Origin of the sequence: Microbacterium sp. str. 'China' (genome assembly GCF_002993305.1) — a bacterium.
GTDB lineage: Bacteria > Actinomycetota > Actinomycetes > Actinomycetales > Microbacteriaceae > Microbacterium > Microbacterium paraoxydans.
Window position 1 is genome coordinate 1,064,088 of the sequence record NZ_CP027434.1, and the last position, 15,682, is coordinate 1,079,769.

13 protein-coding genes are annotated in these 15,682 nt (G+C 71.7%); 10 read left to right on the forward strand and 3 right to left on the reverse strand.

What is annotated here, in order from left to right:
- Nucleotides 1-8: 8 nt before the first annotated feature.
- Together C6C15_RS05045 and C6C15_RS05050 are read right to left on the reverse strand one after the other, a co-directional pair.
- The gene (locus tag C6C15_RS05045) at nucleotides 9-1,109 is read right to left on the reverse strand and encodes a zinc-binding dehydrogenase (RefSeq protein ID WP_105949437.1); all 1,101 of its coding nucleotides are present in this window, start codon (nucleotides 1,107-1,109) and stop codon (nucleotides 9-11) included.
- 94 nt (nucleotides 1,110-1,203) lie between these two features.
- Nucleotides 1,204-1,938, reverse strand: a complete 735-nt coding sequence (locus tag C6C15_RS05050; RefSeq protein ID WP_105949438.1) for an SDR family NAD(P)-dependent oxidoreductase — start codon at nucleotides 1,936-1,938, stop codon at nucleotides 1,204-1,206.
- A 100-nt stretch (nucleotides 1,939-2,038) separates the two neighbouring features.
- Here C6C15_RS05050 and C6C15_RS05055 point away from each other — a divergent pair, with 100 nt between their 5' ends.
- The 8 genes from C6C15_RS05055 to C6C15_RS05090 all read left to right on the forward strand — a co-directional run bounded on the left by C6C15_RS05055 (nucleotide 2,039) and on the right by C6C15_RS05090 (nucleotide 11,479).
- Nucleotides 2,039-3,001, forward strand: a complete 963-nt coding sequence (locus C6C15_RS05055) for an aldo/keto reductase (RefSeq protein WP_105949439.1) — start codon at nucleotides 2,039-2,041, stop codon at nucleotides 2,999-3,001.
- Between the two features lie 887 nt (nucleotides 3,002-3,888).
- The gene (locus C6C15_RS05060; protein WP_231919588.1) at nucleotides 3,889-5,418 is read left to right on the forward strand and encodes an ABC transporter substrate-binding protein; all 1,530 of its coding nucleotides are present in this window, start codon (nucleotides 3,889-3,891) and stop codon (nucleotides 5,416-5,418) included.
- A gap of 73 nt (nucleotides 5,419-5,491) precedes the next feature.
- Nucleotides 5,492-6,433 (forward strand): ABC transporter permease, encoded by a 942-nt coding sequence (locus C6C15_RS05065; RefSeq protein WP_060922410.1) that lies wholly within the window; start codon nucleotides 5,492-5,494, stop codon nucleotides 6,431-6,433.
- On the forward strand, nucleotides 6,430-8,226 hold the full coding sequence (locus C6C15_RS05070) for a dipeptide/oligopeptide/nickel ABC transporter permease/ATP-binding protein (protein ID WP_105949440.1): 1,797 nt from the start codon (nucleotides 6,430-6,432) through the stop codon (nucleotides 8,224-8,226). Before C6C15_RS05065 ends, C6C15_RS05070 begins: the two co-directional genes overlap by 4 nt.
- On the forward strand, nucleotides 8,223-9,071 hold the full coding sequence (locus C6C15_RS05075; RefSeq protein ID WP_060922412.1) for an ATP-binding cassette domain-containing protein: 849 nt from the start codon (nucleotides 8,223-8,225) through the stop codon (nucleotides 9,069-9,071). Before C6C15_RS05070 ends, C6C15_RS05075 begins: the two co-directional genes overlap by 4 nt.
- A 47-nt stretch (nucleotides 9,072-9,118) precedes the next feature.
- A complete protein-coding gene (locus C6C15_RS05080; RefSeq protein WP_025103887.1) occupies nucleotides 9,119-9,706 on the forward strand; it encodes a TetR/AcrR family transcriptional regulator in 588 nt (195 codons plus the stop codon).
- 34 nt (nucleotides 9,707-9,740) lie between these two features.
- Nucleotides 9,741-10,415 (forward strand): alpha/beta fold hydrolase, encoded by a 675-nt coding sequence (locus C6C15_RS05085; protein WP_105949441.1) that lies wholly within the window; start codon nucleotides 9,741-9,743, stop codon nucleotides 10,413-10,415.
- A 74-nt stretch (nucleotides 10,416-10,489) separates the two neighbouring features.
- Entirely contained in the window at nucleotides 10,490-11,479 is a 990-nt protein-coding gene (locus tag C6C15_RS05090) for a methyltransferase family protein (RefSeq protein ID WP_105949442.1), read from the forward strand.
- A gap of 87 nt (nucleotides 11,480-11,566) precedes the next feature.
- Here C6C15_RS05090 and C6C15_RS05095 read toward each other — a convergent pair whose 3' ends face one another.
- Complete coding sequence (locus tag C6C15_RS05095) at nucleotides 11,567-12,910, reverse strand: amidohydrolase (RefSeq protein ID WP_105949443.1); 1,344 nt, start codon at nucleotides 12,908-12,910, stop codon at nucleotides 11,567-11,569.
- 164 nt (nucleotides 12,911-13,074) lie between these two features.
- On the opposite strand from C6C15_RS05095, the gene C6C15_RS05100 reads away from it, so the two are divergent.
- Together C6C15_RS05100 and C6C15_RS05105 are read left to right on the forward strand one after the other, a co-directional pair.
- A complete protein-coding gene (locus tag C6C15_RS05100) occupies nucleotides 13,075-14,517 on the forward strand; it encodes a glyceraldehyde-3-phosphate dehydrogenase (protein WP_105949444.1) in 1,443 nt (480 codons plus the stop codon).
- A gap of 104 nt (nucleotides 14,518-14,621) precedes the next feature.
- Nucleotides 14,622-15,665: a winged helix DNA-binding domain-containing protein gene (locus C6C15_RS05105; RefSeq protein ID WP_105949445.1), complete on the forward strand. Its 1,044-nt coding sequence runs from the start codon at nucleotides 14,622-14,624 to the stop codon at nucleotides 15,663-15,665.
- The last annotated feature ends 17 nt before the right edge of the window (nucleotides 15,666-15,682 follow it).

Sequence of the window (15,682 nt, forward strand, 5' to 3'; positions counted from 1 at the left end):
GATGCTCCTCAGAGGCTCGGGTCGATGACGGCCTTGACCTCATCGAGGTGGTGCATGTGGGCGATCTTCGCGGAGGCGCCGGCGAGCCCGACCGGGGCGCTGAACAGGTCGTCCCAGGGGAAGCGGTCGGCGAACGCCGTGAAGAAGTCGATCGCGCGGGCGTAGTCGGAGATGTCGCCGTTGAGAGAGCCGACCACCGTGAGCTCCTTGCCCATGATCGTGCTGAGGGCGAAGCCGTCTCCGGCGGGGCCGGTCGAGCCGACGATCGCGACGGTGCCGCGGTGGGCGGCCATGCCGACGGCGTCCGGTCCGACGCTCGGTGCGCCCGCGAAGTCGAATACGTGGTCCGCTCCCTGGCCTCCGGTGAGCGCCAGGACCTGGTCGACGACGGGCCCGTCGCGGAAGTCGACGACGGCGTCGGCGCCGACGCGGGCGGCGAGCTCCAGGCGGGCCGCGGGAGCACCGACGGTGATGACCTGCCCGGCACCCGCGATCTTCGCGACTGCCGTGGCGAAGATGCCGAGGGCGCCGGAGCCCTGCACCACCACGCGGGAGCCGGGGCGGATGCGGCCGGCCCGCTCGAACGCGCGGAGGACGGTCTTCGCGGCGCAGCCCGCCATGGAGGCCCAGGTGTCCTTCACCGCCGCCGGGAGCAGGAGCTTGGCGGCACCCGGGGTGACGTACGCGTACTCGGAGAGCCCCGCCGTCGCGAACGGCGGCACGTCGGCGCGCTGGAGGAAGCCGTAGCCGCGGCGGGAGCAGGCGACCGGTTCCCGCAGCACGACGCAGCCGTGGCACTCGCCGCAGGTGGACTCCGACCAGCCGATCCGGTCGCCGGGGGAGAGCGGGCGGCCGAGCGCGTCGCGGGTGTCGGGTCCGGTGGCCACGATCTCGCCGACCATCTCGTGGCCGAGGACCATGGGCAGCATTCCGGGGAACGACATCTTCCCCGCCCAGATCTCGATGTCCGTGCCGCACAGCGTGGTGCAGGCGATGCGGACGAGGGCGGCGCCGGGTTCGATCTCGGCGGGCAGCGGGAGGTCCTGCAGGGTGAGCGGCTCGCCGTGCGCGGTGAGCACCGCGGCGCGGGTGGTGGTGGGGAGGGTCATGGTTCTCCAGTCGCGGGGCGGGTGGCGGGATCGAAGACGGTCCTCCGCGGAGCCCGGGAGGGGCGGAATCGATCCTGCACGGAGGGGGACGGGGTCAGACGAGGAGCTGGCCGCCGTCGACGGGGACCGAGACCCCGGTGATGTGGCTGGCGGCCTCGCTCGCGAGGAACAGCACGAGCGGGGTGACCTGGTCGACCTCGGCGATGGTGCCGAGCGGGATGCGCGACTCCCACGCGGCGCGGGCGTCCGGGTTGGAGGCGAAGTCGGCGGTCAGGGGCGTGAGCACGGGGCCGGGGGCGACGGCGTTGACCCGCACCCCGGAGTCGGCGAGTTCGATGGCCGCCGTCCGGGTGAGCGCGTCGACCGCGGCCTTCGTGGCCTCGTAGTGCCCGAGGCCGGGTGTGGGCTGCCGGGCGCCGATCGAGGAGATGTTGACGATGGTCCCGTGGCCGGCCGCGGCGAACAGCCTGCCGAAGACCCGCAGCATGAGGAACGTGCCGCGGACGTTGACGCGCAGGGCCGCATCGACCGCGTCGACCGCGACCTCCTGGAGTGTTCCCCCGCCGGCGACGACACCGGCGTTGTTGACGAGGACGTCGAGTCCGCCGGCCTCGCGGATCCGTTCGGCTGCCGCCTGCACCGACGCTTCGTCGCCGATGTCGAGGGGGAGGGCGGTGGCGCCGATCTCGGCGGCGACGGCTGCGGCGGCGACGTCGTCCACGTCGCCGATGAACACCTCGTCGCCCGCTGCGCGGAAGGCGGTGGCGATCCCGCGGCCGAGTCCGGACGCGCCTCCGGTGACCAGGATGCGACGGGGGGAAGCGGTCATGTTCGTCCTCACTGACGGGTGTTCTGACGGGATGAGTCCGTTATATTCTACAAACATAGAAAAACGCAACCCCGTGCCCAGAGCCGGCGAAGGAGCCCCCATGCCCGATGCGACATCCCCCCGCAAGCCGCTGTCTCCGGGAGGGGCGACGGTGCCGCCGCTCGCCCTCGGATCGTGGAACACCTGGGATCGCATGGAGTTCGACGACGCCGTGCAGCTGATCCACCGGGCGGTCGAGCTCGATGCCGGATTCTTCGACGTGGCGTACTACAACATGGGGCCGCACGCCGAGAACTCCCGGACCGACATCCTCTTCGGAGAGGCCTTCCAGGCGAGCGGGGTGGACCGTGCCGCGGTCGTGCTGTGCGGCAAGCTCTGGCTGTGGGACTGGCCGAATCAGGGCTTCCGTGGGCAGATCGAGGAGTCGCTGGAGCGGGCGGGCCTCGACCGCTTCGACACCCTCGTGGTGGGGGACTACCTCGACGCCCCGGACATGCCGCGGCTCGTCGCCGACGTGAACGCTCTCCTCGCGGACGGCCTGGTCGACTCGTGGGGGATCAACAACTGGCGGATCGCGGACACCAGGGCGGCGCTGGCCGAGGCGGACACTCAGGGGCTGATCGGCCCCTCGTTCGCGCAGCTCAAGTACGGCATCGCCCGACGGGCCATGGCGGAGGGTGACGCGTACGGCCCGCTGTTCGCCGACGGAACCCTCGCGCTGCAGGCCTCGGACGTGTTCGAGGGCGGAATCCTCGCCACCGGACGGATGCCTCAGCGCAAGATCGGTGCCGATGTCGGAGGTATCCGCGAGCGGATCCTCGCCGTGTACCCCGAGGTCGCACGGGTCGCGGGGGAGTTCGGGGTCACCCCGGCCGCCCTCGGCATCGCCTTCTGTCTGGCGAACCCCGCGACGGCCACCGTGCTCTTCGGTGCCTCCCGCGTCGCGCAGCTCGAGGAGAACCACGCCGCCCTCGCCCTCGCCCGCGACCACGGAGCCGAGGTCCGCGTCGCCCTCGCCGACTGCCGCGTCGACCACGCCGTCCGCCCCGACGGCACCTGGTGACCCCGTACCTCCGACGCCCCGCCTCCCCCCCGCCACCCCCCCCGCCTCCCCACCCCCTCCCGGCCGTCCGGGATCACTTCCGCACCTCTCACACGCCCCGCAGGCACGTTCCTGATCCCGCCTCGCGCGGCCCCCGCGTCCCACTCGCCGCGCGGGATCACTTCCGCACCTCGCGCGCGCCCCGCGCGCACATTTCTGATCCCGCGCGGCGTGACTCTCTGCGCGCCGATTCGAAACCCCGCCGCGTGGGGAGGGCGTGCGGCCGGTTCTGATCCGGCTTCTGGCGGCGGCGGTATGTCAGTCGCCGGGCCCGCCGCTCGTGGGCAAGCGAACCGCTCTTCGGTGCCCCGGATCAGAAGTGCTCCTCGCCTCAGTGTGGGATCGGAAGTGCTCCCGCGCATGCGCCGGATCAGAAGTGCTCGTCCGGCCCGCGTGGGAGGTGCGTTCTTGATCCCGGGAAGGTGGGTGTGGTGTCCCTCGGGAGCGGCGGCATAGTACGTCCGCGCCGTCACTCGCTCCAGCGCGGGATGAAAAGGGTGCCTGGAAGGCGACGCGGAGGGCGTTTCTGATCCGGCTGGCGGGGTGGGCGCAGTGGCGGGATCAGAAACGGGCCCTGTGGGGAGGGCAGAGGTGCGGAAGTGATCCCGGCACCGGCACCGGCACCGGCACCGGCACCGGCACCCGCGAGGCGGGGGTGTGCGCGGGGGAGCAAGGCGCGTGCGCGCTGAGGCATCGGTCCGCGCGGCTGGGGTCGAAAACACGCTTGCGCTCTTTTTCCACGCATGTAGACTAACCAGCACGACACATCGAAGTGGCGTCGGTCCCGGTCTCCGGTCAGCGGCTCTTCGAACCTTCTTCACCACCCCCTGCACCCGAGAGAAGGAACCATGAAACGAATGCCCCTCGCGGTCGCCGCCGCCGTCGCCGCGACCCTCGCGCTCGCCGGCTGCAGCGGCGGCGGAACGCCCTCGCCGTCCGAGGGCGGTGGCGCCGAAGGCCCCGACGCCCTCAACATCGGCAACTTCCTCGACGTCACCTCGTGGGACCCGTCCCTCGCCGACATCGGCTTCGACGGCCCCTACCTGTCCGCGGTGTACGACGCCCTCATCGCCCTCGACAGCGACGGCACCCCGATCCCGTCGCTCGCGACGAAGTGGACCGTGGCCGACGACGACCTCAGCATCGACCTCGACATCCGCACCGACGCCGTGTTCAGCGACGGCACCCCGGTCGACGCCGACGCCGTCGTCGCGAGCCTCGAGTACCTCAAGGCCGGCGCCCGGTCCGGTGAGGCCTACGTCAACGCGGAGGGGTTCGAGAAGGTCGACGACGACACCGTCCGCATCGCCCTCACGCAGCGCGACGACACGATCCTCTACCTGATGGGCCTCGGCCGCAGCTACGTCATGCCCCCGGCCTCCATCGAGGCGGGCACGCTCGGCAGCGATCCGGTCGGCTCCGGCCCCTATGTGCTCGACAGCGACACCAGCGTCGCGGGCGCCGAGTACCACTTCACCAAGACCGAGGACCACTGGGACGCGAAGACATATCCGTTCGCCGAGCTCTCGATCTACCCGATCACCGACGCGACCGCCCGCCACAACGCGATGCTCAGCGGGCAGATCAACGTGCAGTACGGCGACGTGGCCAACCTCGACCAGGCCGAGCAGCAGGGCTGGAACACGGCCCAGCGGGTCTCCGGGTGGGCGGGCCTCGTCATCACCGACCACACCGGCGCGAAGAGCGAGCCCCTCGGCAAGCTCGAGGTACGCCAGGCGCTGAACTACGCGTTCGACGGTGCGGCCGTCCTCGCGGCGGTCGGCAGCGGTGCGGGCGTGGCCACCAACCAGGTCTTCCCGGACGGCGGCGACATCAACGACCCCGAGCTCAACGACGCCTACGCGTTCAACATGGACAAGGCGAAGGAGCTCCTGGCCGACGCCGGCTACCCGGACGGCTTCGACATCTCGATGCCGATGTCCCCGATCTTCGAGATGTGGAAACCGTCGGCCGAGCAGGCCCTCAACGAGCTCGGCATCACCGTCACCTGGGACAACATGCAGATGCCGGACTACCAGCTCAACGCACCGAACTACCCGATGTTCATCTCCTTCCTCGCGATGGACGGCAACGACGTGGCCACCGTCTCTCGCCAGCTGACGAGCGTGCAGTGGTTCAACCCGGAGCCCGACTACGCGAAGAACGAGGTCATCGCCCCGCTCGTCGAGAAGGTGCAGACGGAGCGCGGCGACGCGCAGACCGCCGCCATCAAGGAGCTCAACGAGGCCCTCGTCGACCAGGCCTGGTGGTCGGTCTGGTACCAGGCGAACAACATCTACTACACGGCGCCCGGCATCCAGCTGCAGCCCGTCGTGGGGATGATGTTCCCGACGCTGCGGTACATCACGCAGGGCTGAACGCCCGCCGGGGCGGTCGCCATGCGGCCGCCCCGGCACCCCTTCCCCTCCTCCTCACCCTCGAGAGGCCCCCATGCTCCTCTTCACGGCGAAGCGGGTGCTGTCCGGCATCCTCCTGCTCGTCGCGGTCTCGATCGGCACGTTCTTCCTCGCCCACCTCGCGATCAGCGACCCGACCGCCTCGCTCCTCGGGACCACGGCGAGTCCTGCGCAGCAGGAGGCGCTGGCGGCGAAGATCGGTCTCGACCGCCCCCTGATCGTGCAGTTCTGGGACTGGTTCTCCCACGCCGTGCTGCTCGACTTCGGCGTCTCGTGGCGCAACTTCCAGCCGGTCGGCGCGCAGCTCGCGGTCAAGGTCCCCGTCACGCTCTCCGTGGTGACCCTCGCGACCCTCATCACCGCGGTCATCGGCGTCGCGTTCGGCATGATCACCGGACTCCGCCCCGGCACCTGGTTCGACCGGATCATCAAGGGGATCTCCGTCGTCCTCTTCGCGCTCCCCGGGTTCTGGGTGAGCCTGGTCCTCGTCATGTGGCTGGCCGTGCAGCTCAAGTGGTTCCCGGCCGTGGGGTACGTCCCGCCGACACAGTCCGTCGACGGGTGGCTGCGCTCGATCACGCTGCCGGCGATCTCCCTCGCCCTGGGCGGCATCGTCGCCGTCTCGGAGCAGCTGCGCAATGCCGTGATCGCCCAGAGCCGCCAGGACTGGGTGCGCACCCTCCGCAGTCGCGGCCTGTCCGCCGCCCGGGTGAACCTGCACATCCTCCGCAACGCCTCGCCCGCCGCGCTCACGGTGATCGCCCTGATGTTCGTGGGCCTGCTCTCCGGGGCGATCGTGGTGGAGCAGATCTTCAGCCTCCCCGGTCTGGGGCAGCTCACGAACCAGTCGTCGCAGAACGGCGACATCCCCATGCTGCTCGGGATCACGGTGGTCTCCATCGTCTTCGTCGTCCTCATCAACCTCCTGCTCGACCTCGTCCTCGGCTGGATCAACCCGAAGGTGCGCGTCGCATGACCACGACTGACATCCGCGTCGCCTTCGACCGGGCCGCCCAGAAGCGCCGGTCGAGCCTGTTCCGACGCTTCCTCCGTCACCCCGGCGGCTACATTCCGCTCGCGATCTTCGTGCTCATCGTGCTCGTCGGGGTGTTCGCGCCGCTGCTGGCGCCGATGGACCCGAACCTCGTCGACCTCGCAGCCGCGAAGGCCCCGCCCTCGCCGGAGCACCTCCTCGGCGGCGACTCCACCGGGCGCGACATCCTCAGCCGCCTCATCTACGGGACGAGGACGACGCTGTGGGGTGCGCTCATCACGATCGTCACGGCGCTCGTCATCGGCGTCCCGTCGGGTGTCGCGGCCGGGTACTTCGGCGGCGTCTTCGACCGGGTCGCGACCTGGATCAGCGACGCCCTCCAGTCGATCCCCGGGATGATCATCCTCCTCGTGGTCGCCGCCGGCAGTCGCAACAACTTCGAGCTGCTGATGGTCACCGTCGGCGTCTTCATGGTGCCGGGCTACTTCCGCATCGCGCGGTCGCAGACGCTCGCCGTCCGCGGCGAGGCGTACATCGATGCCGCCCGCGTGTCGGGGCTGTCGGACGCGCGCATCATCTTCCGCCACGTCATCACGGCCGTCTACCCGCCGGTCATCATCCAGACCGCGCTCACGGCGGGCATCGCCATGGGCATGCAGGCGGGGCTCCAGTTCCTCGGCATCGGCGACTCGAACGTGCCGAGCTGGGGCGCGATGATGCTCGAGGGCTTCCGGCTCATGCTCACGTACCCGCTCATGCTGCTGTGGCCCTCCGCCGCGCTCGGTCTCACGATCGCGGTCCTCGCGATCATGGGCTCCACGCTCGCCGAGCTCGTGCAGGTGCGCACGCCGCGGGCGGCCCGACGGCGGCGGCGCGGTGTGCTCGAGACCGCGGACGAGGTCGCCGCGGCTCCCGCCACGGGCAGCGTGCGTCATGAGGCTCCGGCGTCGGCCCTCCGCGTCGAGAACCTGCACGTCGTGCACGCGACACCGACAGGGGAGACCGAGGTCGTGCACGGAGTGACCCTCGACGTCGCGCCAGGGGAGGTCGTCGGGATCGTCGGCGAGTCCGGGTCGGGCAAGTCGCAGACCGTGTTCTCGGTGCTCGACCTGCTCCCCGCGACCGGCCGGGCGACCGCCGACGCGATCTGGGTCGGCGGCGCGGAGGTCACCCACGCGACGCCGAAGGAGCGCCAGGCCCTGCTCGGGCGCACCATCGGCTATGTGCCGCAGGAGCCGATGAGCAATCTCGACCCGTCGTACACGATCGGGCACCAGCTCATCGAGCCGCTGCGCCGGACGCACGGGCTGGGGAAGGCCGCCGCCCGGCAGCGCGCGCGGGAGGTGCTCCTGCGGGTCGGGCTGTCCGACCCCGATCGCGTGATGCGCAGCTACCCGCATCAGGTGTCCGGCGGCATGGCGCAGCGCGTGCTCATCGCCGGCGCGATCGCCGGTCGGCCGTCGCTCCTCGTCGCCGACGAGCCCACCACCGCCCTCGACGTCACCGTGCAGGCCGAGGTCCTCGAACTGCTGCGGGAGCTGCAGGCCGAGTACGGCATGGCGCTGCTCATCGTGACGCACAACTTCGGCGTCGTCGCCGACATCTGCGACCGCGTGATCGTCATGCGCGGCGGCGACATCGTGGAGTCGGGGCCCGTGGACGACCTCTTCGCCGCGCCCACCCAGGAGTACACGCGCGAGCTCATCGCCGCGTCGCTCGACGAAGCCGAGGGCCGCGCCGCGCTCGACGGCCGGCGGACGGAGGTCCCCGCATGAACACCGCTCCGGTGAACCCCCTGCTGCAGGTGGACGACCTCGTGGTCGAGTACGGCCGGGGTCGGCACGCCTTCCGCGCGCTGCACGGCGTCTCCCTCGACATCGCCCCCGGTGAGTGCCTCGGCCTCGTCGGCGAGTCCGGATCGGGCAAATCGACCCTCGGCAAGGCCATCCTCGGCCTCGCCCCGGTGACGGCGGGGCGCATCCGCTTCGACGGCCGGGACATCGGCCGCCTCGGCGGCCGGGCCCGACGGGCGCTCGCCGACGACGTGCAGGTCGTGTTCCAGGACCCGTACGGCTCCCTCAATCCGGCACTGACCATCGGCGACATCCTCGCCGAGCCGTTGCTGACGACGGGCATCGGGGCGAAGGCGGCCGACGCGCGCGTGCGCGACATGCTCGACCGCGTGCGCCTGCCCGCCACGAGCATGGACCGGTACCCGAGCGAGTTCTCCGGCGGGCAGCGGCAGCGCATCGCGATCGCCCGCGCCCTGGTCCGCGGTCCGCGGCTGATCGTGTGCGACGAGCCGGTCAGCGCGCTCGATCTCACCACGCAGGCCACCATCCTCGACCTCTTCATCGAGCTGCAGCGCGACACCGGTGTGGCCTACCTGTTCGTGTCGCACGACCTCGGCGTCGTCCGGCGGGTCTGCCACCGGGTCGCGGTGATGTACCGGGGCGAGATCGTGGAGATCGGTGACGGGGAGCAGGTCACCCGCGCGCCACGCCACCCGTACGCCGAACGGCTGCGGCTGGCCTCGCCCGTCGCCGACCCAGCGTCCCAGCGGGAACGCCGGGCGCAGTGGCTCGCTCTGCGGGAGGTGCCCGATGCGGCGGTACGGTAGCTCCAGGCCGGAACTCGCCACACCCCGGACTCGGCCGGAAGGACGCCATGCCGAAGATCATCGACCACGACCAGCGGCGACGGGACATCGTCGAGGTGGCCAAGAGCATCATCCTGAAGGGTGGGTTCGAGGCGGCGACCATGCGCAGCATCGCCGCGGAGGCGGGCTTCGCGAACGGTGCGCTGAAGCACTACTTCCCCGGGAAGGAGAGCATCGTCGCGGCGACGTTCGAGACGATCCTGCAGCAGATGTCCGAGGGCGTGGAGGCCGCCGGGCAGGAACCGGTGGCGGCGGACGACGCGCTGCGCGGCTTCCTGCAGGCCACCGTGCCGCGCGACCCGGAGCAGATCGCCGCGGGCCGGGTGCTCCTGGCGCTGTGGGAGTACGCGATGGCGAACGAGTCGCTGGCCGAGCTCTACCGCGGACACCTGGGCTCCTGGCGAGCCTCGCTCATCGCGCGCATGGAGGCGGCCCGCGACGAGGGGTCGATCCGCGATCAGGACTACGGCCCGCTGGCGGACGAGTACATCTCCGCGGCGGTCGGTGCGACGGTCATCAACCTCATGTACCCGGACGGCGACCGCATCGCCGACTACGAGAACTACATCGACCGGTTCCTCGCGCGGCTGCGCTGAGGGCGAGGGGCCGGTCCCGAGAGGACGGCCCGTCATGACCCTTCCCCCGGAACGACCCGTGGTGTTCCTGCACGGCCTCGCCTCGCGCGGCACGCAGGACTGGCCGGACAGTGAGTGGACGGCGGTGCTCGGCGATCGGCCGCGCCGGGTCCTCGATCTGCCGGCGCACGGCGACGCCCCCGGGCTCGGAGTCGTGCCGACCGCCGCGGTGCTCGACGCGCTCGCCGCAGCGATCGGCCCGGACGAGGTCGACCTCGTCGGCTACTCGCTCGGGGCCCGGCTCGCCTGGGACCTCGCCCGGCACCCGGGTGTCGCGGTGCGGCGTCTCGTGCTCGGCGGCCTCAGCGCGGGGGAGCCCTTCGCGCTCGTCGGCCTCTCCGCCGCGCGAGCCGCCATCGCCGGTGGACCGTCTCCCGTCGATCCGCTGACCGGGATGATCGTGCACATGGTGGGCCTGCCCGGCAACCGCCCGGACGATCTGCTCGACCTCATCGAGGGGCTCGCGACCGAGCCGTTCGCGCCCGAAGCCGGAGCGCCGACGATGCCGGTGCTGCTCCTGGGTGGCGAGGACGACCCGATGGCCGCGGGCATCGACGAGCTCGCCGCGCGGCTGCCGGACGTCCGGGTGCGGCGCGTCCCCGGCGATCACCTCGCGGCACTGCACACCGCCGCGTTCCGCGACGCCGTACGCGGGTTCCTCGCGGACTGACCCGCCGGTCCGACGCCCGGCGTCCTCCTGTCCTTTATTTCCCACGTTCGTAGACATACCGAAAGGCATCCGCCATGACCGACACCCCCACCCCCGACGCCGCCCGCATCCTCGACATCGCCACCGGCTACATGGCCGCGAAGCAGCTCTTCCAGGCCAGCCGCATCGGGCTGTTCGCCGCCGTCGCCGCGGGCGCCGACACGGCCGCGGCGATCGCCGAGCGCTGCGGGGTGAGCGAGCGGATCGCCCGGCTGCTCGCCGACGCCCTCGCCGCGAAGGGTCTCCTCGTCCGGACGGAGGGGCGCTACGCCCTGGCTCCGGACGCCTCCGCCTACCTCACGGGGGAGGGCGCGGTCATCGACCTCGCTCCGTTCCTCACGTTCCTCGACGAGATCAGCTACCCGCACTGGCTGCAGTTCGCGCACACGGTCGACACGACCGAGCCCGGCGATCTGCAGATGGACGACGCGCGGTGGGGCACGTTCATGGCCGGCGTCATGACGTACAACCGCCTGCACGCGCAGGAGTTTGGCCGGCTCGTCGAGCTCGCCGGCGCGACGAAGGCCCTCGACTTCGGTGGTCTGTCCGCCGAGTTCGCCCTCGCCGTCATGGCGCGCAACCCCGAGCTGCATACGACGTTCGTCTACGCCCCGGGATTCGAGGACGGCGTGGCCGAGGCGGTCGAGGCGGCGGGCGTCGCCGACCGGGCTGCCGTCGAGGTGGGGGACACGGCGACTGCGGCCCCCGAGGGCGCCTACGACGCGGTGTTCGCCAACCACGTCATCCACCGCTTCTCCGCGGAGGAGAACGCGCAGATCTTCCGCCGGCTCCGTGCCGCAGCGGTCGAGGGGGCGACGCTGACCGTGCTCGACTTCTTCCTCGACGACGAGGACGAGCAGCGCGCGCTGGACGCCCTGCACGCGGGGGAGTACCTCGTGATCGACGGCACCGTCGTGTACCCGGAGTCGCAGGTCCGTGGCTGGCTGACGGACGCCGGCTGGGCGGTGCGCGATACCGTCGCCCTGCCGGGGAGCCCGCGCGTGCTCCTGGCCACCGCGGTCTGACGACCGCGGTTCGAGACTGGTCCGAGGGGGATCAGAGGCGGGCGGCATGCGTGAACATGCCGCCCGCCGTTTTCGTGGCTCGGGTGGTCAGTCGCGCGCGAACACCGTGCGGCCGTCGACGATGGTGCGCTCGACCCGAAGGTCGGCGAACGGGCGACCCGGGGTGCACGGATCCTCATCGAGCACCGTGATGTCGGCGACCTTGCCGGGCTCGAGGGTGCCCTTCCAGCTCGCGGCGCCGTCCTGGATCGCGGCGTCGGCCGTCATCGTGCGCAGCAGCCGGCGCCGGGTCGCGGCGTCGTCCGCCCGGCCGTCGGCGGCGAGGAGGGCGAGGGAGGCATCGAGGCTGGGGCGCCAGTCCGGCGTGGCGATCGGGGCGTCGCTGGTCACGGTGGTCAGCGCCCCGGAGGAGAGCATCTCGGCCAGCGGCCACGCCGCGGCGACGCGGGCCTCGCCGAGCTGCACGGCCGCCCAGGAGTGCGTGTGCGCGGCGATGAGGGGCTGCACGGCGAAGCCGACGCCGAGGCGTTCCGCACGGCGGATCTGCGCGGGGGTCGCGAGGTCGCCGTGCACGATGTGGTGGGGTGCCGGCGGCGGGGGTGTCCGGCCGTGCCGTTCCAGTGCGGTGAGGAACTCCTCGATCGAGCGGTCGCCGGTGGCGTGCACCGCGATCTGGAGACCCCGACCCGCGGCCAGCGCGATCATCCGCTGGAAGGCGCTGAGCGGATCGGCATCGCCGCGCGTGAGCAGATGCCCGGTCGTCCCGTCGGGGTAGGGGGCCGACGTCCAGGCGGTGGCCATCGGCGGGATGCCGTCGGCGAAGATCTTCACGCCGGGGATCGCGAGCCAGCGGGGGTCGGTCGACGGGGGCGGCACCGGGAGTCCGGCGGCGAAGTCCTCCAGGGAGCTCTCGCCGTCGATCGTCCCGAACAGGCGCAGCAGCGTGACGCGCGAGGTCTGCGCGCCCTCCCGGTGCAGCTGCACGTATGCGTCGAGCATGTCGGTGCCGAAGCAGCCGGTCTCGCCGTCGTCCTCCCCGGGGCCTATGCCCGGCTCCGTGTAGCTGGTGATGCCGAACTCCGCGAGCAGTGCCCAGGCCCGGCGCAGGGCCGCGTGTCGTTCGTCGGCCGTGGCCACGAGGCGGCCGGTGGGCTGCTCCTCGGGCGGGGTGTCGGAGAAGAAGAGGTGCGGCCAGCGCGCGCCCAGCCAGGCGGCGTGGAGGTGGGCGTCGTTGAGGCCGGGGATCGCGGTGCGACCGTCCAGCTGCACGATCTCGCGGGCCGGGAGGGCTTCGGCGGCGGCGTCCGTGGCGACGATCACCCCGTCCCGGACGGCGATCGCGGTGGCGACGGAATCGGTGGCGTCGACGGTGTGGATGCGGCCGCCGCGGAGAAGGAGGTCGGCGTCGTCGCGGAGGAGTGCGCTGCTCATTATTCCACCAGTGTAGACGTAAAACTCTCGCGCACGGGAGGCCACGCGTCGGCCGATTCGGCGCGTGGTTCCGCGGCTTGTACCCTGGAGTCATCCCCCGAACACCCCGGCAACCTCGTGCGCGCCGGCGACCTCGGCGCGCGCTCACACATGCAAGGACGCAGATGAACGATTCCGCGGCACACCGCGACGAATGGACGGCGAGCGAAGAGCTGGCGGAGCGGATGATCCCGCTCATCGGGGCTCTCAAGCGCGAGCGCGACGTGGTCACCTCGTTGCACGGGCATCGCCTGCTCGGCCTCTCGGCCACCGGCCTCGTCGAGGTGCACGAGCGCGTGGCCCAGCTCGGACACGAGCGCCTGGCGGTCGAGGACAGCCTGGCGGTGCTCGAGGGCATCCACGCCCTGGCCCCCGGAGCCTCGTCGATCGACGTGGCCCGCCTCGTGGAAGGGCACGCCTCGAGTGGACGCCCGCTCGGGGAGTACCTGGCCGAGACCCTGGCCCCGGCCGTCGGCGCGGTCCCGGCACCGCCGACCGACGTCGTGCTCTACGGCTTCGGGCGCATCGGCCGCCTGCTGGCACGCATCCTCATCGCGCACACCGGCGGGGGCAGCGGACTCCGGCTCCGCGCCATCGTCGTGCGCCGCGGCTCCGAGAACGACCTCGTCAAGCGCGCGTCTCTGCTGCTGCGCGACTCGGTGCATGGCCGCTTCGCGGGCTCGGTCACGGTGGACGAGGACGCCGAGCAGATCATCGCCAACGGCACGCGCATCCAGGTCATCTACTCCGACGACCCGGCGGCCGTCGATTACACGGCCTACGGCATCGACGACGCGATCGTCGTCGACAACACCGGCCGCTGGCGTGACGAGGCCGGACTCTCCCAGCACCTCCGCGCGAAGGGCGTCGCCCGCGTGCTGCTGACCGCCCCCGGCAAGGGCCCGCTGAAGAACATCGTGCAGGGCATCAACGACGACACGATCACCGAGGAAGACCGCATCGTCTCCGCGGCGTCGTGCACGACCAACGCCATCACCCCGGTGCTCGCCGCGATCGACGAGGCCTACGGCGTCGTGAAGGGTCACGTCGAGACCGTGCACTCGTTCACGAACGACCAGAACCTCATCGACAACTTCCACAAGGGTGACCGCCGCGGTCGCTCCGCCGTGCTGAACATGGTCATCACCGAGACCGGGGCGGCGAAGGCCGTGGCCAAGGCTCTGCCGCAGCTCGAGGGCAAGCTCACGGGCAGCGCGATCCGCGTCCCCACGCCGGACGTCTCGCTCGCGGTGCTGCACCTCACACTGGAGCGCCCCGCCACCAAGGACCAGGTCAACGACTACCTGCGCCGGGTCTCGCTGCACTCGAAGCTCCGGCAGCAGATCGACTACGTGGAGAGCCCGGAGGTGGTCTCCACGGACTTCGTCGGCTCGCACCGCGCGGGCATCGTCGATGGCCTGGCCACGATCGCCGACGAGGACACCCTCATCCTTTACGTCTGGTACGACAACGAGTTCGGCTACTCCTGCCAGGTGATCCGGGTGCTGGAGACCATGGCGGGGTCGCACCCGGTCGTGCTCCCCGCCCGCCGCGAAGTCACCCTCTGACCCCTCCCGTCCACCCACCCCCTTCCGCCCAGCCCGGCCCCCTGCGTGCGCATGCAACGGGCCGGGGCAGGCGAAAGGGGGTGGGTCGCGGCATGATGAGGGGTATGAAGACCTCACGATGGCGGGAGGAGCGGCTGCGGTTCCAAGGGCTCACGGCGCCGGAGCCGGACGTGGCGGGGGCGGCGGCGCGGCTTCTCGCGACGCAGAGCCAGGACTTCACGGCCGGACGGTGGGCGCTGGCCCTGCGGACGAAAGGCGACGTACGGCTTCGTGACGTCGACGCCGCGTTCGACCGTGGGGACCTCGTCCGGGCCTGGGCCATGCGGGGGACGCTGCACACGATCCCCGCGCGCGACCTCGGCTGGGTGCTGGAGGTCACGGCCGCACGACAGCTGCAGCAGGCGGCCTCCCGGCAGCGGCAGCTCGGCATCGACGACGACATGATCGACACGGTCGTCCGGGAGCTCACGCCGCGGCTCCGTGACGGCGGCCTCACCCGGGGCGAGATCTTCCCGGTGCTCGAGGGCATCGGCATCGACCCCTCAGGGCAGCGCGGCATCCACCTGCTGTTCGCGCTGACGGTCTCCGGCGTGCTCGTGCAGGGGCCGGTCGTGCCGCGGGAGGGCATCACGCGGGAGCAGCGGTTCGTGCTCGCGGCGGACCACATCCGCGATCACGCCCACCCGGAGGACCCGCTGGCCGAGCTGTTCGTCCGCTACGTCGAGGGACACGGGCCCGCCGGGGTCGCGGACTTCGCGAGGTGGTCGGGGCTGACGCTCGGGCGGTCCAGGGAGGCGGCGGAGCGCGCGGCGACACGGGTGACCGAGGCCGACGACGGGGTCTTCGTCGGCCGCACCCCGCCCCGGCGCGCGGCAGGCCGTCCGGCCGTGTTCGCCCTCGGAGCCTTCGACGAGTACTACATCTCCTACGCCGACCGCACCGTCGTCTGTGACCCCGAGTACCTCGCCGCCGTCGGACCGGGGAAGAACGGGATGGTCCGGGCGACCGTCGTGGAGCACGGCCGCGTGATCGGCTGCTGGACGCACGCCGCCGCCGCCCACACCACCCCTCCGGAGCTCTTCACTGCACCCGAGGATCCCGCCGCCGTCGCCTCCGCACTCGCCCGCTTCGCCGCGTTCCTCGCCTGACCTCGCGTCGACCCACC